Annotated in this window: 20 protein-coding genes and 3 pseudogenes; 7 read left to right on the top strand and 16 right to left on the bottom strand. The window is 67.8% G+C overall.

Annotated features, from left to right (window positions below; genetic code table 11):
• The first annotated feature begins 437 nt into the window (after positions 1-437).
• The 4 genes from IE88_RS0115410 (at position 438) to IE88_RS0115395 (ending at position 7,271) form a co-directional block, all read left to right on the top strand.
• Positions 438-3,401 (top strand): TonB-dependent receptor plug domain-containing protein, encoded by a 2,964-nt coding sequence (locus tag IE88_RS0115410; protein ID WP_036767500.1) that lies wholly within the window; start codon positions 438-440, stop codon positions 3,399-3,401.
• 71 nt (positions 3,402-3,472) lie between these two features.
• Positions 3,473-4,747 carry a M20 family metallopeptidase gene (locus IE88_RS0115405; protein WP_081871737.1) on the top strand — a complete coding sequence of 425 codons (1,275 nt, stop codon included), beginning with the start codon at positions 3,473-3,475 and terminating at the stop codon, positions 4,745-4,747.
• A complete protein-coding gene (locus tag IE88_RS0115400) occupies positions 4,744-6,111 on the top strand; it encodes a M24 family metallopeptidase (protein ID WP_031556239.1) in 1,368 nt (455 codons plus the stop codon). The genes IE88_RS0115405 and IE88_RS0115400 overlap by 4 nt, the downstream gene beginning before the upstream one ends.
• A gap of 35 nt (positions 6,112-6,146) precedes the next feature.
• Positions 6,147-7,271 carry an NAD(P)/FAD-dependent oxidoreductase gene (locus IE88_RS0115395; RefSeq protein WP_031556237.1) on the top strand — a complete coding sequence of 375 codons (1,125 nt, stop codon included), beginning with the start codon at positions 6,147-6,149 and terminating at the stop codon, positions 7,269-7,271.
• 3 nt (positions 7,272-7,274) lie between these two features.
• Here IE88_RS0115395 and IE88_RS0115390 read toward each other — a convergent pair whose 3' ends face one another.
• Positions 7,275-8,063, bottom strand: a complete 789-nt coding sequence (locus tag IE88_RS0115390; protein ID WP_031556235.1) for an IclR family transcriptional regulator domain-containing protein — start codon at positions 8,061-8,063, stop codon at positions 7,275-7,277.
• A gap of 296 nt (positions 8,064-8,359) precedes the next feature.
• Between IE88_RS0115390 and IE88_RS0115385 the strand changes: the two genes are divergently transcribed.
• Entirely contained in the window at positions 8,360-9,949 is a 1,590-nt protein-coding gene (locus tag IE88_RS0115385; RefSeq protein ID WP_202900525.1) for a DUF885 family protein, read from the top strand.
• 6 nt (positions 9,950-9,955) lie between these two features.
• Here IE88_RS0115385 and IE88_RS18745 read toward each other — a convergent pair.
• The 5 genes and pseudogenes from IE88_RS18745 to IE88_RS0115360 all read right to left on the bottom strand — a co-directional run bounded on the left by IE88_RS18745 (position 9,956) and on the right by IE88_RS0115360 (position 14,884).
• Positions 9,956-11,797, bottom strand: a pseudogene (locus IE88_RS18745) (DUF885 domain-containing protein).
• A gap of 36 nt (positions 11,798-11,833) precedes the next feature.
• Positions 11,834-12,883 (bottom strand): FAD:protein FMN transferase, encoded by a 1,050-nt coding sequence (locus tag IE88_RS16845; RefSeq protein ID WP_051882362.1) that lies wholly within the window; start codon positions 12,881-12,883, stop codon positions 11,834-11,836.
• 2 nt (positions 12,884-12,885) lie between these two features.
• Positions 12,886-13,560 carry a PepSY-associated TM helix domain-containing protein gene (locus tag IE88_RS0115370; RefSeq protein ID WP_036767496.1) on the bottom strand — a complete coding sequence of 225 codons (675 nt, stop codon included), beginning with the start codon at positions 13,558-13,560 and terminating at the stop codon, positions 12,886-12,888.
• 2 nt (positions 13,561-13,562) lie between these two features.
• Entirely contained in the window at positions 13,563-14,366 is an 804-nt protein-coding gene (locus IE88_RS0115365; RefSeq protein WP_031556229.1) for a DUF4198 domain-containing protein, read from the bottom strand.
• A 26-nt stretch (positions 14,367-14,392) separates the two neighbouring features.
• Positions 14,393-14,884 carry a DUF2271 domain-containing protein gene (locus IE88_RS0115360; protein WP_031556228.1) on the bottom strand — a complete coding sequence of 164 codons (492 nt, stop codon included), beginning with the start codon at positions 14,882-14,884 and terminating at the stop codon, positions 14,393-14,395.
• A 210-nt stretch (positions 14,885-15,094) separates the two neighbouring features.
• On the opposite strand from IE88_RS0115360, the gene IE88_RS0115355 reads away from it, so the two are divergent.
• On the top strand, positions 15,095-15,358 hold the full coding sequence (locus IE88_RS0115355) for a DksA/TraR family C4-type zinc finger protein (RefSeq protein WP_031556227.1): 264 nt from the start codon (positions 15,095-15,097) through the stop codon (positions 15,356-15,358).
• 368 nt (positions 15,359-15,726) lie between these two features.
• On the opposite strand, the gene IE88_RS0115350 is transcribed toward IE88_RS0115355, so the two are convergent.
• Genes IE88_RS0115350 through IE88_RS17650 form a run of 3 tightly spaced genes read right to left on the bottom strand, consistent with a single transcriptional unit; the run spans position 15,727 to position 17,654 of the window.
• Entirely contained in the window at positions 15,727-17,079 is a 1,353-nt protein-coding gene (locus IE88_RS0115350; RefSeq protein WP_031556226.1) for a dihydrolipoyl dehydrogenase family protein, read from the bottom strand.
• Entirely contained in the window at positions 17,072-17,281 is a 210-nt protein-coding gene (locus IE88_RS0115345; protein ID WP_031556225.1) for a GDCCVxC domain-containing (seleno)protein, read from the bottom strand. Before IE88_RS0115345 ends, IE88_RS0115350 begins: the two co-directional genes overlap by 8 nt.
• Positions 17,282-17,291: 10 nt before the next feature.
• Positions 17,292-17,654 (bottom strand): mercuric transporter MerT family protein, encoded by a 363-nt coding sequence (locus IE88_RS17650; RefSeq protein ID WP_051882360.1) that lies wholly within the window; start codon positions 17,652-17,654, stop codon positions 17,292-17,294.
• 60 nt (positions 17,655-17,714) lie between these two features.
• Between IE88_RS17650 and IE88_RS0115335 the strand changes: the two genes are divergently transcribed.
• On the top strand, positions 17,715-18,134 hold the full coding sequence (locus IE88_RS0115335; RefSeq protein WP_031556220.1) for a MerR family transcriptional regulator: 420 nt from the start codon (positions 17,715-17,717) through the stop codon (positions 18,132-18,134).
• Positions 18,135-18,186: 52 nt separating this feature from the next.
• Here the strand turns inward: IE88_RS0115335 and IE88_RS0115330 are convergent, their stop codons facing one another.
• The 7 genes and pseudogenes from IE88_RS0115330 to IE88_RS18440 form a co-directional block, all read right to left on the bottom strand.
• Complete coding sequence (locus IE88_RS0115330) at positions 18,187-18,978, bottom strand: cation efflux transmembrane domain-containing protein (RefSeq protein WP_031556218.1); 792 nt, start codon at positions 18,976-18,978, stop codon at positions 18,187-18,189.
• A 2-nt stretch (positions 18,979-18,980) separates the two neighbouring features.
• A complete protein-coding gene (locus IE88_RS0115325) occupies positions 18,981-19,982 on the bottom strand; it encodes a hypothetical protein (protein ID WP_031556216.1) in 1,002 nt (333 codons plus the stop codon).
• Positions 19,979-20,656 carry a class I SAM-dependent methyltransferase gene (locus IE88_RS0115320; protein WP_051882359.1) on the bottom strand — a complete coding sequence of 226 codons (678 nt, stop codon included), beginning with the start codon at positions 20,654-20,656 and terminating at the stop codon, positions 19,979-19,981. The genes IE88_RS0115325 and IE88_RS0115320 overlap by 4 nt, the downstream gene beginning before the upstream one ends.
• Positions 20,656-21,564 carry a cation diffusion facilitator family transporter gene (locus IE88_RS0115315; RefSeq protein ID WP_051882358.1) on the bottom strand — a complete coding sequence of 303 codons (909 nt, stop codon included), beginning with the start codon at positions 21,562-21,564 and terminating at the stop codon, positions 20,656-20,658. Before IE88_RS0115315 ends, IE88_RS0115320 begins: the two co-directional genes overlap by 1 nt.
• A gap of 10 nt (positions 21,565-21,574) precedes the next feature.
• Positions 21,575-24,698, bottom strand: a pseudogene (locus IE88_RS16835) (efflux RND transporter permease subunit).
• A 40-nt stretch (positions 24,699-24,738) separates the two neighbouring features.
• Positions 24,739-25,947 carry an efflux RND transporter periplasmic adaptor subunit gene (locus tag IE88_RS0115305; protein WP_036767495.1) on the bottom strand — a complete coding sequence of 403 codons (1,209 nt, stop codon included), beginning with the start codon at positions 25,945-25,947 and terminating at the stop codon, positions 24,739-24,741.
• A pseudogene (locus IE88_RS18440) lies at positions 25,944-26,239 on the bottom strand (hypothetical protein); the annotation flags it as partial. The gene IE88_RS0115305 and the pseudogene IE88_RS18440, both read right to left, overlap by 4 nt.

The raw sequence follows: 26,239 nt of genomic DNA, 5'->3' as shown, positions 1-26,239 counted from the left end.
CCTGTGACTCGGTGGAACCATCCTCAAGATCGAGGAAGGTGTACAGTGCGAACGTCAGTTCGCATGGCGAAAACTTTTTCGGCAGGGTGTGTCCCCTTTCCCGCATCTCGCCCAGCCTCCCCGCAATATGACGTCAAAGCAATGACTTACTGGAGCGTATTCTTGCGCGAAGGAGGTCGGACGGGCCGGATAATCCGCCTGTTCGAGGCCGAACGAGCACTTCTGCGTTGTGCAGTGCGATTGACACGAGCTTCGAGCGATCCTTACGCTGTTTTCGTATACCGCTACTTCATCAAGTAACGCCTTGGGCAATATAGCCTGCATCGGCACTCTTTCAGGACCCACGTCCAGAGAGGTGATGGTTTAACTTGTGATGTACGGAAAATCGCGCGTGGTTTGCTTCTTCTGTCGAGGGGCAGCCAAATAAGGGGAAGTCGATGTTCGACAACAGGCACAGAAGCTATCGGAAGTTCCTTTGGGCGAGCACGGTGATCGTACCGTTGTTCGCGGCTGGAAGCGCAGGAGCGCAGGAGGTCGATGACTCCGAGGGCGTTCTCGACACCGGTCAGGACACGATCGTCGTCACGGGCTCGCGCCTGCCTTCCCAGAACATGATCGCGACCAGCCCGGTCACCAGCGTCGGCGCGGGCGAGATCGACGCCCGCGGCACGATCAGGGCCGAAGACCTCCTGAACACGCTGCCGCAGGTCTCCCCTTCGGAAGGCTCGGGCCGCGCCAACGAAGGAACCGGCACCGCCACCGTCGACTTGCGCGGCCTCGGGCCGGAGCGGACGCTCGTGCTCGTCAATGACCGCAGGCTGCCTTACGGCTCGCCGATCTACGCGCCGGCCGACCTCAACCAGATCCCGACCCAGCTCGTCGAGCGGGTGGACGTGCTGACCGGCGGCGCGACGGCGGTCTATGGCGCGGACGCCGTGGCCGGCGTCGTCAACTTCATCATGGTCGACGACTTCGAAGGCTTCGAGATCAACACGCAGCTCAGCGCCTACCAGACAGGGAACAATGAAGGCTCGCTCGAAGACGTCCTGAACCAGTTCGACCAGCCGGTTCCCGGATCGAAATTCGACGGGGAAGCGATCGACGCCAGCGTCGTCTTCGGCGTGAACGCAGACAATGGCCGCGGCAATGTCACCACCTATTTCAACTATCGCAAGCAGGAGGAGATCCTCCAGGGCGACCGCATCACCAGCGCCTGCGCCCTCGGCCTTCAGGACGGCGGCAACGCGTTCTCCTGCGGCGGCTCGGGCACGACCTTCCCCACGCACTTCATCGACGGCGAGACCTACAACGTCATCATCGACGAGCAGACGGGGAATCTCCGTCCCTTCGAGTTCCCGCAGGACACCTATAACTACGCGCCGCTCAACCACCTGATCCGGCCGGGCGAACGGTTCGCGCTGGGCGCCTTCGCGCATTACGAGATCACCGACGAGATCGAAGCCTATGTCGACCTCATGTTCATGGACGACACTACGACGGCGCAGATCGCGCCGACGGGCAGCTTCGGCCAGCAGACCCTGAACTGCGACAACCCCTTCTTCAACGACTCGCTGCGCCAGGGCCTGTGCGTGAACAGGGGTGTCGATCCCGATGCCGAAAACCCCGAGGACCGGCTGACGACGCTGGTCGTGCAGCGCCGGAACGTCGAGGGCGGCGGGCGCCAGAACACCATCAACCACCAGTCCTTCCGCGCCAATGGCGGCTTCCGCGGGCAGCTCGACGAGGCCTGGTCCTATGACGTCTTCGGCCAGTACGCGCAGGTCAGCTACAGCGACAACTCGTCGAACTTCTTCAACAATGACCGCGTGGGCAACGCACTCATCGTGCGGATCGATCCCGCCACCGGCGAGCCGGCCTGCCAAGTGGCGATCGACGGAACGGATCCCGAATGCGTGCCCTGGAACATCTTCCAGGCCGATGGGGTGACGGATGCCGCCCTCGACTATATCCAGGCCCCGGGGCTGCGGGTCGGCACGGTCGAGCAGATCATCGTCGGCGGCTTCGTCACCGGCGAACTCGGCGATTACGGCATCAAGTTCCCCGGCGCGACCGACGGCGTCGGCCTCGTCCTCGGCGCCGAATACCGCGAGGAGAGCCTCAGCCAGACCAACGACTTCCTGACCCGCACCGGCGCCTTCGGCACGCCGCGCGCGGATGTGGAGGGCAGCATCGAGGTCTACGAGCTCTACACCGAGGCGCAGGTGCCGATCGTGCAGGACGCGCCCTATGCGGACGAGCTGGCCATCACCGGCGCCTACCGCTTCTCGGACTATTACGAGACCACGGGCACGCAGCACACCTATGCGGCGGGCATCTCATACGCTCCCGTTCCGGACTACCGGTTCAGGGCGCAGTATCAGCGCGCGACCCGCTCGCCGAACCCGATCGAGCTGTTCTCGCCGAACAGCCGGTTCGAGCTGACGCTGCCCGTCCTGACCAACGGGAATTCCGATCCCTGCGCGGGCACCGACCCGGCGGCGAGCCTCGATGCCTGCATCAGGACCGGCGTGACGCCGGAGCAGTACGGCAATGTGCCGAACAACCCGGCGAACCAGTACAACAGGCTCATCGGCGGCAACCCGGATCTGGAGGTCGAGACGTCCGACACCTTCACAGTCGGCCTGATCGCCACGCCGAGCTTCGCGGACGGCCTGACGGTGTCGATCGACTACTACAATATCGATGTCGACGACTTCATCTCGACGGTGCCCGGAGAGCTCGCGCTCAACAACTGCCTCGAGACCGGCGACGAGTTCTTCTGCGGACTGATCAACCGGGACCCGGCGGACGGCAACCTCTTCCTCGGCGATAACAGCTTCATCACCGGCACGACGGTGAACACGGGCTCGCTGTCGACCAGCGGCGTCGACGTGGCGGCGGACTATACGTTCGACTTCGGCTCTTCGGGCAGCCTGCGGATCGACTATCTCGCGACCTTCCTGTCGAGCCTCGAGAAAGTGCCGCTGCCCGGCGAGGACGCCTTCGAATGCGCGGGCTACTACTCCGCCACCAATGCCGGGTGCGGCACGCCGAACCCCGACTACCGGCACTGGCTCCCGGTTCGCTGGATCGCGCCGAGCGGCGATTTCAGCACCCAGCTCACCTGGCGCCATTTCGGCTCCGCCGACCTCCTCGCGGACAATCCCGCGCCAGTCGACGCGACGCTGGACGCGGTGAACTATATCGACCTGGCCGTGCAGGGCAGGGTGAATGACGCCGTCGACTGGCGGGTCGGGGTCAACAACGTCTTCGACGTGACCGCGCCCGTGACGACCTCGGCGGGCGGATCGGGCGGCTCGTTTGGCAACGGGAACACCTTCCCCTCCGTCTATGACGCGCTCGGCCGCTTCCTCTTCGTCGGCGCGACGATCAAGATGTGACGGGACCGTCCTTCCCTCCGAGCCTTGGCCTGGAGGGAAGGACGCCCGCACGCGCTGCCGGAGGCGCATTCATGCTAGCATTGCGTTCCATCCTGTCCGCCGGTGCGGCGGGCATGCTCTTTTTCGGATCGGCGGCGGGCGCGCAGACCGCGCGGTTCGAGACCGAGCCGTTCATCTCGGTCGAAAAGGCTCTCGAAGAGGCCGAGGCCCGCGCCGCCGACCGCCTGATCGCGATCGGCGGCATTCCCTCGCCCTCCGGCGACGAATTTGCGCGGGCCGAAGCCGTGGCGGCGCTGATGGAGGGAATCGGCCTCGGCGAAGTCGAGGTAACGGACGCGCCGAACGTCATCGGCCGCATCCCCGGCCGGTCGGGCAGGGCGCTCGTTTTCGTCTCGACGCTCGACGACCTTACGACCGTCGCCGCGCATCAGGCCGCGCGCGGAGGGCCGCCGAGCCGGGAAGGGCAGCGGATCGTCGGCCCCGGCACCAATACGAGCTCGACCACTGTCGCCATGCTGACCGCTGCCGAAGCGCTGGCAGCGAGCGGCTTCGAGCCCGAGCACAACCTCGTCTTCGCCGCCGTCGCCCAGGAAGAGACCGGCCTCATCGGGATGCGCCGGCTCTATGAGCGCTACAAGTCCGACGCCGTCGCCTTCGTCGATATCCTCGGCGACGGAAGCACGATCAGCTACGGCGCGCTCGGCATTCACTGGTGGAGGATCGAGGCCTCGGGACCCCCCGGCCACACATTGCGGGGCGGCCTTCCGAACGTGAATCTCGGCATCGCGAAGGCGGTGGAGCGCATCCTCGCAATGCCCCACCCCCTCAGGAGCGCCGAGCGCATGACCCGCGCCAATGTGGCGATCCTGAGAAGCGGCTCCGTCTTCAATCACAAGCCGGCCGAAGGCTGGTTCTCGCTCGATCTGCGGTCGCTGGATGCCGGCACGATCGAGGCGATGGAGGAGGAGACCCGGGCCATCCTCGCCGAGGTGACGGCCGAGACCGGCATCGATTTCCGCATGGTAGCGGAGAATATCGTGCCCGGCGGCCAGATCGAAGGCGCGCTGGACAGCGGCCTCGTCCGCTGGTCGCAGGCTATCGGGCATCATCTCGGCATCGACCCGCAGCTCAGCGATGCGGGATCGGCGAACCTCAACGTCGCCATCGCCGACGGCACGCTCGCCATCGGCCTCGGCGGCGAGCGCGGCGGGGAGCGGGGACATCCCGGCGAATGGGCGGATCTCGACGCGATGATGCGGACCGCCCGCCATGTGGCGCTGCTCGCCCTGACCGTCGGCGCAGGCTCGCCGCCGCCGGACCAATCGACTTCGGGAGAACCTCTATGAGAATTCGCACACCCTTCCTCGCCATGGCGGCGGCTTCGGCTCTCCTCTCGCCGGCACATGCCCAGGTGGCGGAGGTGCCCGAGGCGATGGATCCGGTCATGCCGCTCATCCTTCCCCTCGAAGAGCGGGCAGCGGTGACGGATGCTTGGCTCGAGGAGCGGCTCGATACGCTGGTCGGGCCGCTGATGCGGCGCGAGGGCGTCGACATGTGGGTTCTCTTCGGCGGCGAGTACAACGAGGACCCCGTCCTCAAGACCATGCTGCCGGCGACCTGGCTGTCGGCGCGGCGGACGACCATCCTCGTCTTTCACGACCGGGGACCCGAAGAAGGCGTCGAGCGCTTCGCCATCGCGCGCTATCCCGTGGCGGACCTCTTCCCGTCCGCCTGGGACCCCGAAGAGCAGCCCGACCAGATGGCGCGGCTCGCGGAGGTCGTGGCCGAGCGGGACCCGCGGCGCATCGCCGTAAACATGTCCGACACCTTTCCGTTGGCGGACGGCCTGACCGCGGCGGACCGCGACGTGCTCGAAGACGCCCTCGGCGAGCGCGCCGACAGGATCGTCGCCAGGCCTGCCCTCGCCCTCGGCTGGCTCGAGACCCGCATTCCCGCCGAGATGGCGGCCTATCCGTCCATCGTCCGCATCGCCCATGCGATCATCGCCGAGACGTTCTCGGCGGCCAATGTCCTGCCGGGCGTGACGACGACCAACGATCTGCGCTGGCACCTGCGCCAGCGCGTCCTCGATCTCGGGCTCGACACCTGGTTCCACCCCAGCGTCCACGTGCAGCGCCCCGAGGCGAGCACCTTCGCCATCGCGAACATGAATCTGGACGAGGGCCAGGTCATCCAGCCCGGCGATTTTCTCCATGTCGATTTCGGCATCACCTATCTGGGCCTGAACACCGATACCCAGCACCACGCCTATGTCCTGCGCCCTGGCGAAACGGAGGCGCCGGAAGGCCTGCGGGCGGGGCTGGCGCAGGCCAATGCGGTGCAGGACGCGCTCCTCGCCGAATTCGAGCCCGGCATCACCGGAAACGCGCTTCTCGAGCGCGCTCGACGGCGTGCGCTGCGCGATGTCGAAGAGCCGTCGATCTACTCCCACCCGCTGGGCTATCACGGCCATGGCGCGGGCCCCTGGATCGGGATGTGGGACAATCAGGAGACGGCCGGAGACCGCGGCGAGATGCTCGTCCAGCCGAATACGGCGTGGTCGATCGAACTCAATGCGCAGGCCGAGGTTCCAGAATGGGACGGGCAGACCGTGCGCTTCATGACCGAAGAGGATGCGTATTTCGACGGAGAGTCCGTCCGCTATCTCGACGGGCGGCAGCGCGAGCTGCTCCTCATTCCCCGCCAGTAGAAGCGGGACGGGCAAAACGGCTAGAGACGCTCCGCATGGATCCGTTGGAGAGCGGGACGGCCGATCTGGCCATAATCGGCGCCGGCATCACGGGATGTTCGGCGGCTTTCCACCTCGCGCGCGCAGGGTTCGGCGTGGTGGTGCTGGAAGCGGGCGCTCCTGGCTGCGGGAGCACCGCGCACAGCGCCGGCAACCTTCACCTCCAGATTCCCTTCGCCCCGTTCCGCGACAGGCCGCGGGCCTGGTCCGAACGCTTCGCCGCGCTCATTCCCTTCTACCGCTCCGCCGTGGAGGCATGGCGCTCAGCCGAGGCGCTGGTCGGTCCGGTCGGCTTCAGGACCATCGGCGCGCTCCTCGTCGCATCGACACCCCAAGAGATGCAGGTCGTGCGGCGGAAGGCAGGGGTCGAGCGCGCCGCCGGCCTCGATGTCGAGCTTCTGGATGCCGACACGCTCTATGAGCGGGCGCCGCGCCTGCGGCCCGGCCTGCGGGGCGCGGCCTTTACGGCAGGCGAGGCGGATTGCGATCCCGCGCTGGCTCTGGACCGCTTCGCCGCGGCGGCCGGCGCCGCCGGGGCGGAATTCCGCTATGGCGAAGCCGTCGCCTCGGTCTTGCCTGACGGGAAGGCCTTCCGTGTCCGCACGGCGAAGAGCGAGGTGCGGGCCCGCCGCGTCATCAACGCGACCGGCGCGAGCCTCTGCGCCCTCGGTCACGACCTTCCGATGGGCGGCTTCCCGATCCAGTTGCAGGAGACGGCCCCCACGCGCCCGCTGATCGGTCAGCTCATCTATTCCGCGTCCGACAGGCTGACCCTGAAACAGCGCGCGGACGGATCGGTGGTCATCGGCGGCGGCTGGGCGGCGAAGAGAGCCGCGGACGGCTCCGTGTCGGTCGACGCCGAGGCGGGACGCGCCAATCGGGACCTCGCCGCCGATCTGGTTCCCGAGATCGCCAGCCTCGAGGTCGCCCGCGCCTGGGCGCATGAGGTGAACGGCAATGACAGCTGGATGCCGGTCGCCGAAGAGCCCGTGGCTGGCTTGCTCGCGCTCTCCGCGCCTTGGCTCGGCCTGACCGCCGGGCCGCGCCTAGGGGAGCTTGCATGCGACTGGGCTCGCGGGGCGAGCGCGGACCGCCTGCAAGAGGTGATCGGGACGAGGTGAGGGCTACATGCCCTGCTTCAGGCCCTGCGTGATCTCATGCGAGGCGGTGAGCATCTCCGCCACGATCTTGGTCTTGATGTCTTCCATGGTCAGCCGCGATGTGGGGCAGGGGATGTTGAGCGCCGCCACGACCGCGCCGTGAATGTCGCGGATCGGCACGGAGACCGAGCGCAGGCCCAGCTCCATCTCCTGATCGACGATTGCCCAGCCCTGCCCCCGCGCCTTCTCGATCTCGCTGCGCAGCTTCACCTTCGAGGTGGTGGTGTTGGGCGTGAAAACCTGGATCTCGAGCGCATCGAGATAGGCGTCGAGTTCCTCTTCGGGCAGGGCGGAGAGCATGACCCGCCCCGAGGATACGCAATGCGCCGGCGCGCTGCTGCCGACCGTGATGCCGATATTCACGAGCCGCTGGGACATGGCCTTGGCGGTATAGATGACATTGGCCCCGTGAAGGACGCAGGTCAGGCAGGTTTCCTGGAGGCGGTCGGCGAGCGATTGCAGCACCGGCGCCGCGACCTCCCACAACTCCATGGAGGAGAGGGCGGAATAGCCGAGCTGGAGCACCTTGGGCTGGAGGCTGTAATGCTTGCCGTCGAAAGCGACATATTCCTCGACCACCAGGGTCAGAAGAAAACGGCGGGCCGTCGCCCGCGTCATGCCGGTCGCGTTGGCCACCTCGCTCAGCGTCATGCGCGGCCGCGAACGGGTGAACGCGCGGATGACCTCGAGCCCGCGGGCGAACGATGTCACATATTCCCTCGACTCGGCATCGAGCTTGACTGGCGTCGTCACGTTCGTCGCTCCGGAAATGTGGCTGGGGAGAGAGTCATACCTGCTCGGGCGCGTAAGGTAGGAGCGCGATCGGGCTCTCGTCAACGCGGCGAAGCGTCGGCATGACACAACCTCGGGCAGAATGCCGCGCGCCGATCTGCGAACACTGGTTCTCTCCACGAACAAGACCGTTGTGAAACCCCGACCGGTTTCCTACGCTTCCTTCGCGGCGCGTCACCGATGGGCAGCGCCTGCTATCGTGGGGGCAGCACGGCATGCTATTCAGAATTCTCCTTTTGCTGACCGGAGTCGTCGTCATGAGCGGGTTCCAGGCTTCACCAAGAAACGGCCCTGCGGAACTCGTGGCCCTCTTCGAGGACTGGAGGGCCTTCGAGGCGCCGGAATTTGACGACGGCGTGCCCAATTACTCCGCCGAAGCGATGGCGGCGAAGCAGGCGGGCCTGCCCGCGATGAAAGAGCGGCTGAAGGCGCTGGACACGACCGGGTGGAGCCGCGCCGACCTGGTGGACTGGAATATCCTCCGCGCGGAGATGAACGGCCTCGAGTTCAATCTCGAGGTCCTGCGGCCCTGGGCGCGGGACCCCGCCTTCTACAAGTCCGTCTGGACCTATGAAAGCGATACGCCCGCCCATGAGGGTCCCACCCATGCCGCCGTCGTCGAGCTGTGGCAGTACGAGATGCCGCTCTCGGACGGGGATGCCGCGCGCCTCGAGCGCGAGCTGGCGGTGATCGCCCCGCTCAACGCGCAGGCCCGCCGCAACCTGACCGGCGATGCGCGGGACCTGTGGCTGGCGGGCACCGAGACCCTCAAGGAGCAGGCGCGCGATCTCAGAGACCTGCGAGCGGAGGTCCCGCCCGAGCACGGAACGCTTCTCGCCGCCATCGACGAGGCGGTCGCCTCCACCGATGATTTCGCGGCGTGGCTGGCGGAGGAGGGCAGGTCAAAATCCGGCCCCTCGGGCATCGGCAAGGACAATTACAGCTGGTACCTGCGGAACGTGCGCCTCGTGCCCTATAGCTGGGAAGACGAGGTCACGCTGATGAAGCGCGAGCTGGCCCGCGCGCATGCGGCGCTGGCGCTGGAGGAGCATCGCAACCGCGACCTGCCGCCCCTCGATCCGGTCGCGACCCCCGAAGACTATCGGCAGCGGGCCACCGACACGGCGCGGGCCTATATCCGCTTCCTTGACGAGGCCGACATCGTCACGGTCACGCCGCGCCACGAGCCGGTCCTCCTCGAACGCATCGGCTCATTCGTCCCCGAAGAAGAGCGTCACTTCTTCGACCGCGTCACCCACTCCGCGCCCGAAGCGCTGTGGCCCCATTTCCATCATTGGTTCGATCTCGACCGGATCAAGAACGACCCGCATGAGCGGACGGTCCGGCGTGAGCCGCTCCTCTACAATATCTTCGACAGCCGGGCGGAAGGCCTTGCGACGGGCATGGAGGAGATGATGCTCCATGCCGGGTTCTACGACGACAATCCGCGCGCCCGCGAGGTCGTCTGGATCATGCAGGCCCAGAGGGCGGCGCGGGGCCTCGCCTCTCTCTATGCGCATGCCAACGAATTCACGATGAAGGAAGCGTCCGATTTTCACGTCGAATGGACGCCCCGCGGCTGGATGAGCCCGGACCTGTCGCTTCTCGGCTTCGAGCAGCAGCTCTACCTGCGTCAGCCCGGCTACGGCACGAGCTATCTCACCGGCGCCGCCATGATGGACCGCCTGCTGATGGATTACCGCCATATGCGCGGCGAGAGCTATTCCCTGAAGCGCTTCATGGACGAACTCGAAGACGAGGGCGTGATCCCGCTCTCGCTCATCTCCTGGGCGCTCACGGGGGAACGCGACCCCTCGGTCGTCCGCCTGCCGGACGCGGAGCGATAGGGCTCCTCAACCGCGCTCCGCCGCGACATGGGCCGTGACCGCCCGTTCCAGAACCGGCAGAGGCACGGGCCCCGACGACAGGATGACGTCATGGAAGTCGCGTAGGTCGAAGGCATCGCCGAGCGCCTCTTCGGCATCGCGGCGCAGCTTGGACATCGTGATCTCGCCGACCTTGTAGGCGCAGGCATTGCCCGGCCAGACGGCGTAGCGCTCGATCTCGCGGACTGCCGTCGCTTCGGTCTTGCCGGCATTCTCGATCATGTAGCGGATGGCCTGCTCGTGGCTCCACCGCTCGTGGTGGATGCCGGAATCGACGACCAGCCTGACCGCCCGGAAGAGCTGGCTTTGCAGCTGCCCGACCAGCCCCGCCTTGTCGTCGCCGTATGCGCCGAGTTCCCGCGCCAGCTTCTCGGCATAGAGCGCCCAGCCCTCGGAATAGGCCGTGAAACCGAGAAGCCGCTGGTAGAGGGGGATATCGCCCCCCTCCCGCAAGGTCCCGATCTGGAGGTGGTGGCCCGGCATCGCCTCGTGATGGGTCAGAGGCGGCAGGGCCCAGCGAGGCCAGCTCGCAATGTGTTCGAGATTGATCGAATAGGTGGCGGGGCGCGACCCTTCGAGCGGCGCGGGCGTATAATAGCCTCCCGGCGCGCCGGCCGCGATCTCCTGCGGGACCGGCTGGACGACGAGCGGCGTTCCGGGCGTCCGGTGAAACGCTTCCGGCAGGCGATCCGAGATATCCGCCACGAGGGTGCGGACATAGGCGAGGAGGCTGGCGCGGCCCGCATCCGTATCCGGAAAGGCATGCGCGCGATCTTCGGTCATGGCCGCGATCCGGGCGCCGATCCCGCCTTCGGTCAGGCCGAGGTCCGCGAGCAGGGGCTCGAGTTCCTGGTGTATGGCGGCCACTTCGGCGAGGCCGAGCGCGTGCACCTGCGCACCCTAAAGCGGCCGGGTCGTGTTGTCGAGCAGCCCGAGACGGTAGATTTCCTCGCCCTGCGGCAGCGCATAGCACCCCGCATCGTGGCGCGCGCCCTCGAGGAGGCTGCGCAGCTTCCCGGCCTGGCGGAGGAGGGCGGGGCTGACCGCGCGATCGAAAATTCTCGCGGCCCGCTTCTCGAAGCCGCCAAGGCCCTGCCGCGCGGCGCGCTCGCCGAGGGACCGGACGAGGCCAGACTCCTCCGCCGGGGTCTTCGCCATCGCCTCGATGCCGCTGGCCGTCCGCGCGAGCATGAAATCGGGCGGGACGATGCCGCGCTCCGCATCCTGCGCAATCCGCGCGGTCTCTCCGTCGAGGATATTGGCGAAGGCCGACAGACGGGCGAGATAGGCCTCGGCATCCGCGCGGGTCTCGACGGGATGCGCCTCGTCCAGAAGGGCCGGAACCTCGTACCAGGCGCCGGTCAGCTGGGTGACGATATAGGGCGTGAAATAGGGGCCGCGCGTGGTCCCGAAGGGAAATCGCCGGCTCAGCCTGTGCAGCGAATCCAGCTTGAACCACGAAGCGTCGTAAAGGCGCCGGTCCGCCTCCGACAGGCGCGCAGTGTCGAAAGCCGCAAGCTCTGCATGATGCTGCGCCAGACGCTGCCGCGCCGCCGCCTCCGCCTCAGGTCCCGTCTGCGTCAGCCGGCTCCGCGCCCATGCCAGCGATCCCGTGTCGAGGCCCAGCGAAGTCAGGCTCTGCGGGTCATGAAGAAGCCGTTCGTGCAGCTGGCGGGACAAGAGCGCGCCGAGGGCCGGGTCGACACCCGTCCGCCGAGCCGGGCTCTCGGCCGTCGCTGCCGCCTTCGTCCCCAGAAGAGCCGACACCGCGACACTGCCCCCAAGGACCGCCCGTCGAGACAGCTGCATGGCCATATCCCCTCATCTTGGCGCATCGTTGCCCCGTCATCGGGGGCCGGGCAAGGGAAGACTGGAGCATTGCGGGCTCTGCGGCGCAGCGCGCGGCGGGGCCTTTCCGGTTCTCAGCCTTCGGTGAACGCCCGTGCCGCCGGAGTGAGGAGCGGGCGCTCCGCGCCGCCAGGCAGGATAAGCGCCGCGATGCCGCACCGCTCGGCGAGAGCCCGCGCCCCATCTCCAGCGGCGGCGAGCGCCGCTCGCCCAGCCATCGGCGGCAGAACAGGTCTCATGCAGAACGGTGACGATGAGGTCATTGCCTTCGGCGCCGCTCGCCGGAACGACGTGCGAGATGCGGCGCTGCGTGCCCGCCGCGTTGCGGCGGACGCCGCCCGATGTCGCGAGGGCGCCTTTATGCAGGGCCGCGACGGCGCCCGCCGCGCCGCCCGCTTCCGCTGCCACCCACCAGGGCGAGAGATCCGGCTTGAGGCCGTAGCCTGCGAATTCGCCGCCGATCTCGGCCAGCACGGTGTCCGCGCCCGCCGCGAGCACGGCTTCGCACAGGCGGTCGACGGCATGCCCCTTCGCGATGCCGGACAGGTCGAGGCGTAGCCCCCCTGGCTGCATGGCGGAGCGGCCCTCCGGATCGAGCGCGAGCTGTCGCCAGCGCCCTTGCTCCTCTTCGGCCCTCGCGGACCCTGTGCCGGGCGGCGCGGCGCCGGCGGCCGCGCTCGCGCCGAGAAGGCCGGGATCGAAGGCGCCTCCGCTCGCTTCGGCAAGGTCGGCCGCGGCGGTCAGGACGGCGAAGAAGTCTTCGGACAGCCGGTGGCGCGTTCCTGCGGAGGCCGCGTTGAACCGGCAGATTTCCGATCCCTCGTCCCAATGGCTCATCGCCCGGCAGATCTTCGAGAAGACGCCCTCCGCAGCCCGGCCGATAGCCCTCTCGTCGATGGCGGGGCCGCAGGCTGCGACCGACCAGCGCGTTCCCATGGTGCGGCCGCCGGCCCGGATGACGGGCGCATCGCGCGGCGGCGCTGCGGGTGGCGGTCCGGAGGGAACGAGAACGAGGCGGTCTGCGCCTCCGGCCGCACCGGTCGTCATGGTCAGTGGACGAAGACGAGCAGGATCATGACCGGCACGGCCAGTCCTGCCGCCGTCAGCGGCCAGGTCGAAGGCCTGCGCTTCGCGCTGATCTGGAGGAGCCACAGCCCCGTCAGGCTGAACAGGATGGCAGCGACGGCGAAGAGGTCGAGGAACAGCCGCCAGCCCGCGCCGGTGTTCCGCCCCTTGTGCAGGTCGTTCAGATAGGACACCGCGCCGCGGCTCGTCTCCTCGTAAAGCACCTCTCCGGTCTCCCGGTCGAGGCTCAGCCAGGCGTCCCCTCCGGGCCGGGGGAGGCTGACATAGGCATCGTATTCGGACCATTCGACCGGCCTGCCCGTCAGGGACACTCCAAGCTGCCGCGACACATGCCGCTCGACCGCCTCGGGCAGGGCCGCAGGCTCCTCGCCCAGCGCCTCGGGCGAGACGGCGTCGAGCAGGGCCGGGGGCAGGGCGATCGTGCGCTCCTCGACGCGGGGGTCGGCCGGGATCGCGCCGGCATGGTTCAGCGTGATGCCCGTGGCCGAAAAGAACAGCATGCCGAGAAGGCAGACCGCACCGGACATCCAGTGCCAGGTCCGGGCCTGCCTCTTCCAGAACGCGCTCTGCGTCCAGCCGGGCGCATGGGCTTTCGCCCTGCCGGCTGGCCTCGAGCCTACGCGACGCGTCCCGCTCACCGTTATTGCGGCAGGACTTCGAGCGTCGCCGCATAGCTTGCGCGGCGGCTCTGCGCCTGGGGCAGGGAGGCCTCGCCCTCGGCTTCGGCGTTCAGCCAGTACATGCCGGGCTCGCCGAAGGCGATTTCGAAGGTGCCGTCTTCCGCCGTGGTGACCGTCTCCTCGCCCAGCATGTCCCGATAGCGGTTGCCGCCGGGGATGACGGACACTTCGGCGCCCGCCATCGGTTGGCCGTCCATCAGCAGGCGGAAGGTCGCCGTCTCGCCCGAGAAGAGGTCGTTCGGATGCGTGATATAGTCGACCTCCAGGCCTTTTCCGGCCGGTGCCAGCACGCCCTCGCTCGGCGCGCCGAGCGTGACGAAGGTCTCGGTGCGGCGGTCGCTTTGCGTCACGCGGACATTCTGCGCGCCGTCGGGCAGGCCGCTTTCGAGCTCCTCCGGCGTGCCGCGCCAGCGGCGGCCTTCTCCGTCGAGTTCGTAGAAGGCGAAGAGGCCGGAGCCGCCGGTGGCGATCTTGTAGGTGCCGTCTTCGGTGAGTTGCAGATCGAACGTGCTGCGCAGCTTGCCCCGGCTCTCATTCGCCAGCGGCAATGCCTCGCCGCCCGGTCCCGTGACGGTCACCCCGTCGAGGCCCATCGCCACATGGTCGAAATAGAACAGCTCATTGCCGATGGCGGCGTCGACCGTCACCCAGGCCTCATCGCCGGAAAGCACGGTCGCCGAAGGCAGGAGCCAGGCGCGATGGGCGGAGGCGGCGGTCGGAAGAGCGGCAAGGAGGGCCGCTGCGGCAAGAAGCGATCTGCGCATGATGGAAGTCCTCGTTTCGATGGGTTTCACGGGTTCAGGCTCAGGCCGACCATGCCCAGCTCCCGCTCGCCTTCGGCGCTCAGGCTGAGCGGCTCGGTCGCCGGCCATGTGAAGGGGATGGTCAGAAGCTCGCGGCCGCCCACCTCGCGCGCCGCCTCGAAGACCAGCTCATACTCGCCGGGCTCCAGGCTCTGCAGGCGCGGATCGTCCGCTGCCAGCGTCACCTCATGCGTGCCGGGCGCGCGAGTCGGCCCGCTGACGCCGTCGATCGGCAGGTCGGCGCTCCGCCCGACGCGGCGCCACCACTGGCGGAGGTCCTTGAGCCAGGTCTCGCCTTCATCGTCGCGGAGCTCGGTGTCGTACCATACCGCGAGATTCGCTTCCGGCGCGCCGCGCGGCGTCTGGATCCAGATCGCGGTATAGGGCCGGTGATATTCGGCGACCGCGAGGCGCGGGATCTCGATGGTCGCGGTCAGAGCGCCATTCGCGGCCAGCGCCGTGCTCAAAAGGGAAAACATTTCTCGTTCGGCTCCGTGGGATGGCTCGGCGCGATAGTCTTAAGAATGCGAACCGTTCTCAATCGGGTTAGCTGTGCGGCGCAGCGATGGCAAGCGTTCGCGGGCGACCCGTCACCGTCAGGCCGCCCGAACCATCCCGAGCAGGCTTTCAGGCGTTGAAGCCGCGGAGTTTTTGCCCATCTTCAGAAGCTCGCAGATGCAGGAACACCCATGGCCGGAGGATGGACGCGCGACGGCGCGGTGCAGGATCAGATCGACGACACCGTCTCGGATGCGGTCGAGGCGGCGCGGGCGCGCATGGCGCGCGGCGAGAGCGCGACCGAATGCGATGAATGCGGCGAGCCGATCCCGCAGCGTCGGCGCGAGGCCTTGCCGGGCGTCAGGACCTGCATCGCATGCCAGTCCGGACGCGATGCCGCCGTGCGCCATTCGAACTTCAACCGGCGCGGCAGCAAGGACAGCCAGCTGAAATAGCGCACCGGCAGACTTCCCGGCATACAATCGACTGTTGCTCCCAGTTAGAACTGACAGCTTAACCGCAAAATAGAAGTGTCACCGCCATACGGGGAGGGCGAGGAAGCCCTCGATCGAATGGTAAACGAAAGCGTCGGACCGGCAAAGCACGAGGTTTCATTTTGGAAGCCGCTGACGCGGCTAGCAGACCGCGCGTCAGCGCGGCGCCTTCCTGGCACGAGTGCCGCGCAGCGGCCCTGACGATAGGACCCAAACCCTCAGCGTCGCGAAGCGACCCTGTTTGCCAGGCATTTTCACCAGGATAGGCTTCAGGTTCTGCAGAGAAATGAGGCAGTACGAGCCCCAGTCCGTTCGGTCGCCGCCTTGCGTCAGCCTAGCATAGAACTCACATCCGAGCCGTGCGTCGGGTAGGCGCTCTGCATGCGCCGAAGGTTCGCAGCTTTCAGTCCGGAACGCATGGCCAGCGCGAACAGGTTCGCGACCTCCGCTTGTCCGTAGCCGAACAGGTGAACGCCGAGCAGTTCGTCCGTCGTCTTGTCCACGATCACCTTCGTCGCGCCGACCTTCGCGCCGATCCTCTGGTTCGAGTACCAGGCGGACGTTTCGTTGAAGCGGACGTCCACGTCGCGGTCTGACTGGCGGGCGTCCTCCTCGGACATGCCGATCCGCACGATCTCGGGCAGGGTGAAGGCCACGCTCGGCACGCCCGCGTAGTCCGCCGTCCGGTGATCGCCCTTCAGGACGTTCGACGCGGCGACCGCACCCTCGTGCACGGCGACAGGGGTGAGCGGCAGCCCGTCCGTCGCGGCGCAGTCGCCTGCGGCGTAGACGTTCGGGTTCGTTGTCGAACGCAGGTGCTCGGTCACCGTGATGCGTCCATCCCCGTGCGCGACGTCAGCCGCTTCCAAGTTCAAGTGCCCGATCTCCGGCACGCGTCCCGCGCCGTTGACGACCAGGTCGGCCTCGATCTCGATGCTCCCTCGGTCCCGGTCCAAAGTCGCGACGAGACCGCCCCCACGCCGTTCGACCTTCGCGAGCGACGCGCCGAAGGCGAAGTCGATGCCTGCTTCCTTCGAGCTTTCGACGAGCCGGTCGACGAGGTCGGGATCGAATGCCTTCAATGGCCGCTTGCCCCGATCCGCGACGGTGACGGACGCCCCGGCCCGCGCGGCGATGTGCGCGAACTCCATCGAGACGTAGCCGCCGCCGACGAAGAGGATGCGGCGAGGCAGCTCTTCCAGCTCCAAGAACTCCGTCGAGTCCGTCAGGTGTTCGGCGCCGGGAACGTCGAGAGACCGAGGTCGCTGCCCGGTCGCGACCAGGACTTTCGCGGCTTCGACTTCTCGCTCGCCGATCTGCAACGCCGCCGGCCCCACGAACTGGACCGCTCCGTGCAGCGTGACGACGCCTGCCTCGTCCAGGCTGCCCTCCATCTTCTTGGGGACGGGATCGGTGAAGGAGCGCTTGTGCGCCATGAGATCGGCCCATTCGATGCGAGGGGTATCGCCGATGCCTTTCCCTGCCATCAGGCGCGCCGCCTCCACGACCTCCGCTCCCCGCCGCAACATCTTCTTCGGGTCGCACCCTCGCAACGCGCAGGTGCCGCCGTAGGGCCGCTCGTCGACGACGGCGACGGACAGGCCGGCGTTGACGCACTTCTTCGCGGCGTTCAGGCCCGCCATGCCGACGCCGATGACGACGAGGCCGAACTTCTCAGGCACAACAGCTTCCTTCCTGGATTGGGGGGCAGGGCGTGTCGCCGAACGAGCAGTAGACGCAGCAACCGCCCTTGTTCGGGCGCAGGACCACCCCGCAGCCCTTGCAGTCGTAGAAGAACTGGCAGGCGTCGATCGGCATCTCGTCCGTGCTCCGGTGCCCGCAGGACGGGCAGGTCAGCGTCGAGGTCAGTTTGATGTCGGTCATGGGGCCTCGGTCACAGGGTCTGGGCCCACCGCAGGAGGTCGCGCTCGAAGGCGGGGAGGATGAGGGCGGCGGCAAGGACGGCGGTGCCGAGCGTCAGAAGGACGATGACACGCATCCTGGGCCGCCCACCCCGGAATGCGCGGAACGCCGCCCAACCGAGAAGGCCGACCGCCGCGAGCAGGAACCAGGGGCGGAGCGGAGCGAGCACGGTCAGGCTTCCGGCGAGCGCCGCGCCGACGCCGAGCTGGATCAGCACCAGCGGCAGCACGCAGCACGACGCGCCGACAGCAGCCAGGACGCCAGCCACGATGCCGCTGGACGCTGCCGCGCCGCCGTCGCTTCGGCCGCTTCGTTCGGGATCTGTCGTTTCCATCCCATCGCCTGTACGACCTGTAGCCACTACAGGTTCAACCCCCATCTGACCGAGGCGGCGATGCAGGACGGCTTACCCATCGGACGCCTTGCCGAGCGGACAGGCGTGAAGGTGGAGACCATCCGCTACTACGAACGGATCGGGATCATGCCGATGCCCGACCGAACTCAGAGCGGGCATCGCCGCTACGGCTCGGCGCATATCGCTCGCTTGCGGTTCATCAAACGCGGGCGCGAGCTTGGCTTCCCCTTAGAGGACGTGCGTTCCCTTCTCGGGCTTGAGGATGGCCCGCCGTCATGCGCCGAGGTCCACGAGGTCGCTATCCGGCACCTAGACAGCGTTCGGCAGCGTATCGAGAACTTGCGGTCGCTGGAACGGACGCTTGCGAGCGCCGCCGACGCCTGCGCGCTTGGCGACGTACCGGACTGTCCTGTCATCGACGCGCTGAGTTCGAACCAGACCATAGGCACTTGGGACTAGCTGCGCGTCCAGGACGGTCAGGGTCAATTCGTGTCTGCGTTCGACCTCGCCGTTACAGCTTCAAGATTCGCCGCGCGCCGTTCGCGACGACGATGAAGATGAAGGCGCCCGCGAGCAGATCCGGCCAAGCCGCGCCCGTCGCCCAGACGATGAGCGCCGAGGCGATGACGAGGCCGTTCACCTTGATGTCATTGGAGGTGAAGATCCAGCTCGCCTCGACGTGCGCCTCGCCGCGACCGGCCTTCCTAAGCACGAGGAGAGTGACGACGTTGCCGATCAGCGCTAGGGTCGCGACGACGATCATCACGGTCACGCCCGGCAGCTCGTCCCCCGTGACGAAGCGGCGGACAACCTCGATCAGTCCGAACAGCGCCAGGCCGAGCTGCAGGTAGCCGCTGGACCGGGCGAGGCGCTTCTTGCGCAGCGCCGTGCCGCCGACGGCCGCGAGGCTGAGGGCGTAGACGAGCGCGTCGGCCAGCATGTCGAGCGAGTCCGCGACGAGGCCCATCGAGTCCGCGATCAGGCCCGCCGCCAGCTCGCCGACGAAGAAGGCGGCATTGATGGCGAGAGCGATGGCGAGGGGGCCGCGCTGGCGTGCGTCTTCAGCTTCTGGTAGCGGCGTGTCGGCCTCCGTCTCGCCCGCCTGCTTTGCACCCATGCCGAGCGTCCGCATCGCCTCGGCGACCGGCGCGACCTCGCCCTCGTGCCATACCTGTACCTGGCGCGCATCGAGATCGAAGCGAAGGTCCTGAACGCTTTGCACGTCCGCGAGCCGCATTCGGATCGCTTGCTCCTCGGACGGACAGTCCATGCCGGGAACGGTGAAGATGGTCCTGTTCGGCATGGTCATCTTAGCCCCAAAATGAGTGCGGCGACGAGGTAGACGAACAAGGCGCCTCCGAAGGCGTATAGCTGCCCCCGCCTGAACCCTGCCGTGCCAGTTGCGTCCTTCGTTCGCTTGATCGCGACCGCGTAGTAGGCCGGCATGAACGCAGCGAAGACGACGGAAAGGGCGGTCAGCGGTACGTCCTGCAAGCTGAGCCCGACGAGCGCCGGCGGGACGAGGGCGAGGGTCATCGTCACCGAGTTGTCGCCCAGCGTGCTGGTGATGCCTGCGTCCACCTCGCCGCGCCGCGTGACCTTCCACGTCGCGAACACCTCCGGCAGGGTCGCGACCGGCGCGGTGACGAGCAGCCCGCCGACGATGAGCGGGATGCCAAGCGCCTCGACGATGCGCTCGGTCGCCGTCACCGCGAGGTAGGTGCTGACCGCGATCGCGACGATGCCGGCGACGGCAAGCATGACCTCCTTGCGTTCCCAGGAGACGTCCTCGCGGTCGGGCCGGTTCCGGAACGCAGCGTTGGCGAGGTAGGCGAGGTAGGCCGGTCCGATGATGGCGGCGTCGATCGGCTGCAAGCCCTGCCAAGGCGGCGGCAGGACGAGGAGGCCGACCAGAAGCACGACGAGCGTGTTGGGTACGGCGTGAACGATGATCGCTTCTTCCGAGACGGCGATCATCTTCTGATCGCGGTGCCGGACGTGACCTTCGTGGCCGGGCAACTCCTTCTTCCGCGTCGCGACGTAACCGGTCGCGACCATCAGCGGGATAGCGATGACGTTGCTGCCGAAGGCCACACCGAGCCCGATGTCGCCGACACCTTGGATCGCGCTGACCAGGTTGATGCCGACCTCGGGGGATGCCGAGGCCAGGCCGACGAGCGCCCCGCCTGCGACGGCGGAGATGCGGAGCTGAGCGCGTGCCTTCTTCAGGACGGCTGCCGCCTGCTCCGCGCCCCAGTGCGCTGCCCAGAGTGAGACTCCGAGGAGGGCGAACCAGAGTACGATCATGGCTCGCCATTTCCGAGAGAGGTCAGGCCCTGTGCCTTCTCGCCGACGTAGCTGTAGGCAGCGCCCAAGAGGTGTTCACGGAACGAGCGCCTATCGAAATGCTGGTCGGCTGCGGTCCAAGGCCTGAAGTCCTCGTAGTCCCTGCTCACCCCGAACGGCTTCGTCGCGACAACGCCAGCCTCGACGAGCCAGTCCGGCCAGCCTTCCGGATGCTTCAGCCCGAGAAGGCCAACTCGACCGCCGACAGGTAGGCGCTCGGCCAACCCCTCGATCACCTCATCGTAGGCAGGCACCATCTCGAGACCGAAGGTGGAGAGCACCGCCGCAGCCTCGTCAGGGAGCTGATAGTCCCTCACGTCGGCCTGAACGAGTTGGACGTTGGCGAGACCGGCGGCGCGCACTCGCTCTCTCGCTTCAGAGAGCATCCCTTCGGAGAGGTCTACGCCGATGACGGCGCCTCGCGACCCGACGGCTGACGAGAGTTCCTCCAAGTTCACGCCTGTGCCGCAGCACAGGTCGACCACCGTCGCACCTTCGGACAGGCCCAGTTCCGCCACCAGCCGACTCTGATGGCGACCGAAGCCAAGCGCGCGGAACGCCAAGGTCAGGGCGTCGTAGTGACCCGCGCGACGATCGTAGAGGTGCTGGACCTGTCCAGCATCGAGGATTCCCATCAGGCCGGGCCGAGCCGGGCGCCGGCTCCCTGACCTTCCGTCACGTCGATCTCGGCGGTGACGTGATCGACGTCGAACCGCTCGTGCAGCAAGGCCTTCACCGCCTCGCGCATGGCGCGGTGCTCCGTGCCCGCCTCCGCGTCGATCTCAAGCGTCAGCATCGGCCGCTCTTCGGTGATGGACCAGGCGTGGATGTGCCGCACTTCCGTCACGCCGGGGACGCCCTCGAGGATCGCGGCCTTGATCTTCTCCGCCTCCAATCCTTCCGGAGCGCTCTCCAGAAGGATGCTCGCGCTCTCCTTCACCACTCGGTAGGCGGCTCTCAGGATCAACGCCGTGACGAAGACCGACAGGATCGGGTCGATCGGCATCCAGCCGGTCAGCATGATGACGATCGAGGCGACGATCGCGCCGACCGAGCCCAGGAGGTCGCCCAGCACGTGCAGCGCGGCGGCGCGGACGTTGAGGTTCGAGCCCTCGCCTCGGGTCAGCATCCAGAAGGCGACGATGTTCACCGCGAGCCCGGCGACGGCGACCCAGAACATGAGCCCGCCCAAGACCTCGACGGGCTCGCGGAACCGCTTGACCGCCTCGTAGAAGATCCACGCCGCGATCAGGAACAGTGACAGCCCGTTCACGAAGGCGGCGAGCACCGAGAAGCGGTCGTAGCCGTAGCTGCGCTTCCAGGTCGCCGGTCGCCGCGAGAGACGGATCGCCCCCCAGGCGAGCAGGAGGGAGGCGAAGTCGGTCAGCATGTGACCGGCATCAGCGATGAGGGCGAGCGAGCCGGATACTATGCCGCCGAAGACCTCGGCCAACATGAAGCTGCCGGTCAGCACGGCGGCGATGGCGATCTTCCTCTCGTTGCTCGCCGTGGCGCTGACGCCGTGATCGTGTCCTTGTCCCATGTCTGCCTCCTCAGGCGTTCGCCGTCCGCAGAGGCGCCGGGCCGAGCCGGGTTCGACTATTGTCCTCCGTCGGCTTCGGCGCGAACCATCGATGCAGTGCCGGCAGGACGAGCAGCGTCAGCACGGTGGAGGTGACGAGGCCGCCGACCACAACCGTCGCGAGCGGCCGTTGCACTTCCGCGCCGACGCCGCTGGCGAAGAGGAGCGGGCCGAGACCGAGCGCCGTGGTCAGCGCCGTCATCAGGACGGGCCGCGCGCGCAGCACCGCCCCGTCGACGGCAAGCGCGTCCAGCGGCCGCCCCTCCCGCGCGAAGCGGTCGAGGTAGCTCACCAGCACCATGCCGTTGCCGAGCGCGATCCCGAACAGCGCGATGAAGCCGACGGTGGCAGGAACCGAGACCGGCAGCCCGACGATCCACAGCGCGATCGCGCCGCCCACGAGGGCCAGCGGGATGTTGAGGAGGATCAGGAGCGCCGACTTGAGCCGCCCGAAGGTGACGAGCAGGATCAGAAGAACGATGCCGAGTGTGATCGGGATGACCACGGCGAAGCGCTTGTTCGCCTGCTGCTGCAGCTCGAACTGACCGCCCCAGACGACGCGGTAGCCGGGCTCCAAGTCGAGCCGCTCCGCCGTCAAGCCTTGCGCTTCTTCGACGAAGGAGCCGATGTCGCGGCCCCGCACGTTGGCCTGGACCGTGATGAAGCGCTGTCCGTCCTCGGCGCGTGATCTGGCGGGGCCCGACGACCTGGCGGACGTCGGCGACGGCCTCCAGCGGGACGAGGGCGCCGCCCGGCGCCTCGATGACCAAGCGCCTCACTGCTTCGGGCGTGTCGCGCGAGGCCTCCTCGTAGCGGACCACGATCGGAAACTGCCGAACGCCCTCGAAGAGGGTGCCCGCTTGCTCACCGCCGATGGCGGCACGAACGGTCGACAAGGCCTGGTCGACCGTGATGCCGAAGCGGGACAGCGCCTGCCGGTCCAGGTCGATCTGCAGCTGCGGCGCGCCCGTCACCTGGTCCATCTGCACGTCGGCGGCGCCGGGCACGTCCTGCAGGATACCCTGCAACGCGCCCGCTGCCGCGATCAGCTCGTCCGTGTCGGGACCGAAGATCTTGACGGCCAGCTCGGCCTTGGTGCCGGTCAAAAGCTCGTCGACCGACATAGCGATGGGCTGGCTGACGTTGACGAGGATGCCGGGGAAGTCCTCCAGCTCCTCGGACAGCGCGGCGCGCAGGTCGTCGGGCGACATGCCCTCCCGCCACTCGTCCTTCGGCTTCAAGGCGAGGAAGCTCTCTCCGCTGTTGGTCGGGTCTGCATGCGCGCCGACCTCGCCTCGGCCGATCCTCGTGACGACACGATCCACCTCGGGAAAGGCGTCCAAGATGCGACGCTCGACCCGCGTCATGGTCGCTTGGGCTTCCGTCAGCGAGATTGATGGCGCCATGGTCGTCCGCAGGAGGATGTCTCCCTCCTCGAGCGTTGGCGTGAACTCCGACCCCAAGCGCGGGAAGACCAGCGCGCCGAGCACGAGGATGACGGCCGCCAGGCCCAGCGCCGCGCTGCGGCGCCTGACGAAGAAGGCGGCGTAGGGACGGATCAAGCGTCCGACACGGCCCTCGTCGTCCGTGCGGCTCCCGCGCTTGGGCTGCATGACCCAGCCCGCGATGGCGGGCGCGATCAGCCCGGCGTAGATCAGCGAGCCGGTCATAGCGAGCGCGGCCGACGCGGCGAGCGGTCGGAACGTCTTCCCCTCGACGCCCTGCAGCGCGAAGAGAGGTAGGAAGACGACGATGACGACGGCCACGGCCGCTAAGAGCGGGCCGATCACCTCCGTCACGGCCTCGGCCACGGCCGTGCGCCGGTCCTCGTCCGGCCGCTCACGCAGCACGCGGTCCACGTTCTCCGCGATGACGATGGCGCCGTCGACCATCATGCCGATGGCGATGGCGACCCCGCCCAGCGACATGAGGTTGGCGGAGACGCCGAGCAGCTTCATGCCCAAGAAGGCGAAGCCGACCGAGAACGGGATAGACAACACGACGACGAGGCTCGGCCGCCAACCGCCCAGGAAGGCGAAGATGAGGACGGCGACGAGCAGAGCGCCCTGCCACAGGGCGGTCGTGACCGTCGACGACGCGGCGTTCACGAGCGTCGCCTGGTCGTAGTAGGCGACCGCGCGCACGCCGTCGGGCAGCGTCTCGTTGATCTCGGCGAAGCGCGCCTTCGCCCGGTCGATGACGTCGGACGTGTTGGTGCCGTAGAGCTTGAGGACGATGCCTGCGACGACCTCCCCCTGGCCGTCCGCCGTGGCGAGGCCCTGGCGGACCCCGCCGCCGATCGCGATGTCGGCCACGTCGGCGACGCGCACGGGGGTACCGTCCACGGTTTTCAGGATCGCGGCGCCGAGGTCGGGGATGTCCTCAGCCAAGCCGATGCCGCGCACGACGTACTGCTCGGAGTCGACCTCCAGGTACTGCGCGCCGGCGGTGCGGTTCCCCGCCTCCAGTGCATCCACCACGTCGCCGACGGCGACATCGTAGCGCAGGAGGGCGTCCGGCCGGATGCGGACCTGGTACTGCTTCTCGTAGCCGCCGAGCGACAGAACCTCGGTCACGCCGGGCACGGACTGAAGCTGGTACTTGATCAGCCAGTCCTGGATCTCGCGCATCTCGATCAGGCTGCGCTCGCCGGTGTCGTCGACGAGCTGGTAGTAGAGGATGATGCCGAGGCCGGTGCTGATCGGGCCCATCTGCGGCTCGCCGAAGCCCTCGGGGATCGCCTCGCGCGCCTCGGCAAGCCGCTCGCCGACGACCTGACGGGCGAAGTACACGTCCGTGCCGTCCTCGAAGTAGATGTTGAGGACGGAGAGGCCGAAGTTGGAGACCGAGCGGATCTCGTCGACGTTCGGCAGGCCCGACATGGAGGTCTCCAGCGGATAGGTGACGTAGCGCTCGACCTCCTCGGGGGCGAGGCCCTCGGTCTCGGTGAAGACCTGGACGAGGGAGGGCGTCACGTCCGGGAAGGCGTCGACGGGCAGGGAGCGGAAGGCCCAGATGCCGGCGATGGTGATCGCGACGGCGGCGAGCCCGGCGAGAAGCCGGCCGCCTGCCACGCGGTAGAAGAAGTTCTGCATGATGGTGTCCTGATGGAGCGAAGACAGCGGAGCGTGGATGTCAGTCGTCATCGCCGCCGAAGGTGTCCTTCTCCAGGTCTGCCTTGAGCGTGAACGTCCCGGCAGACACGAAGGGTTGGCCAGGTTTCAGACCGGAGACGATCTCGACTCGGTCGCCGACTTGCCTTCCTGTCTCCACGGCTGTCTGACCGAAACCTCGATCTGTTGGGACGAAGACGGCTTCGCGGCCTTCGACGATGACGACTGCCGCCTTCGGCACCATGAGGGCCTGTTGTCGTCCTCCGGTCTCGATGCTTGCCGTAAGCAGTTGACCGGGACGTAAGACACCCTCTTCGTTTGGAAGTATCACCCGAGCAGTGGCGGTTCGCGAGCCTTCGGTCAGCTGCGGCGTAACGAAGGCGACCTCGCCGGTAACGATCTGCCCGCCGTTCTCGTCTTTAAGGATGACCCCGGCGCCCTGTTCGATCCGTCCGAGATCGGCGGCGTAGACCTGCACGTCTGCCCAGACGACGCTGTCGTCGGCGATCACGAAGGCCGGCTGGCCGCCTTCGGTGCCGGATTGGACCGATTGCCCCAAGCTCAGTGTCCGCTCGATGACCCTTCCCGCGATCGGCGAGGTTATGCGGTATCGTCCCGCTGCCCCGTCAGGACCGTTCCGCAACGTTTCGATCTGGTCGTGATCGACGCCCGCGGCGTGAAGCGCCGTCTCGGCCGCCTCGCGCCGGGCATCGGCCATCGCGGCTTCCTGTTCCGCTTCGGCGAACTCAGCTTGCGAGGTGATCCCCTGGGCAAGCAGGTCGCGCTCTCGCGCGAGCGTCGAGTCGGCGAAGCGTTCGGCGGCGCGAGCGCCCTGATAGTCGGCCATGAGGGTCGCGAGCCGTCCGCTGTCGAGCACGGCAAGGACCTCACCCGCCTCAACGAAATCTCCTTCGGTCGCTTCCAGCGAGCGAACTACGCCGTCGACGCGGGGGGCGAGGTAGGCGATCCGGTCGGCGGCAAAGGTGATCTTAGCGGGCAGGTCGGTCCGCTGTCCGAGCGCGGAGAGGCTTGCCCGTTCGACCTTAATGCCCAGTGCGGCGGCGTCGGCTTGGTCAATCTCGACCTCGTCCCCGCCTTCCTCGTGGTCTCCCTTGGCCCCTTGTACGGTGATCGCTTCGGTCTCGGCCTCCGGTTCCTGAGAGTTGCCGTCGCCGCAGGCGGCCAGGGCAGCGAGGAGGGCGATCGCGGATGCAGTTCTGAGCACGGTCATCGGTCCGTCTCCTGACAGAAAGTAGGTGAGAAGGGCGGCAGCGCCGCGAGGGCCCGGACGTCCGTTTCGGCGTCCCTGGCAGCGAAGCCGGCAACGATGACGGCGCGCTGCACGCCGATGAACGTCGCTTGGGCGTCGAGCGCGGTCGTCAGGTCGAACTTGCCTGCCCGGTAACCTGTCCGGGCCGCGTCGGCGGCCGCACGCGCGGCTGGCAAGGCCTCGTCGGCGAGCGCCGCGCGGCGCCGATCGATGGTGCGGGCGGTGACGAGGGACCGCTGCGCCTGGCCGGCGA

Origin of the sequence: Parvularcula oceani (genome assembly GCF_000733125.1) — a bacterium.
Lineage (GTDB): Bacteria > Pseudomonadota > Alphaproteobacteria > Caulobacterales > Parvularculaceae > Parvularcula > Parvularcula oceani.
Note: the sequence above shows the minus strand (reverse complement) of the source record. Positions and strands in the feature narration are given on the sequence as shown.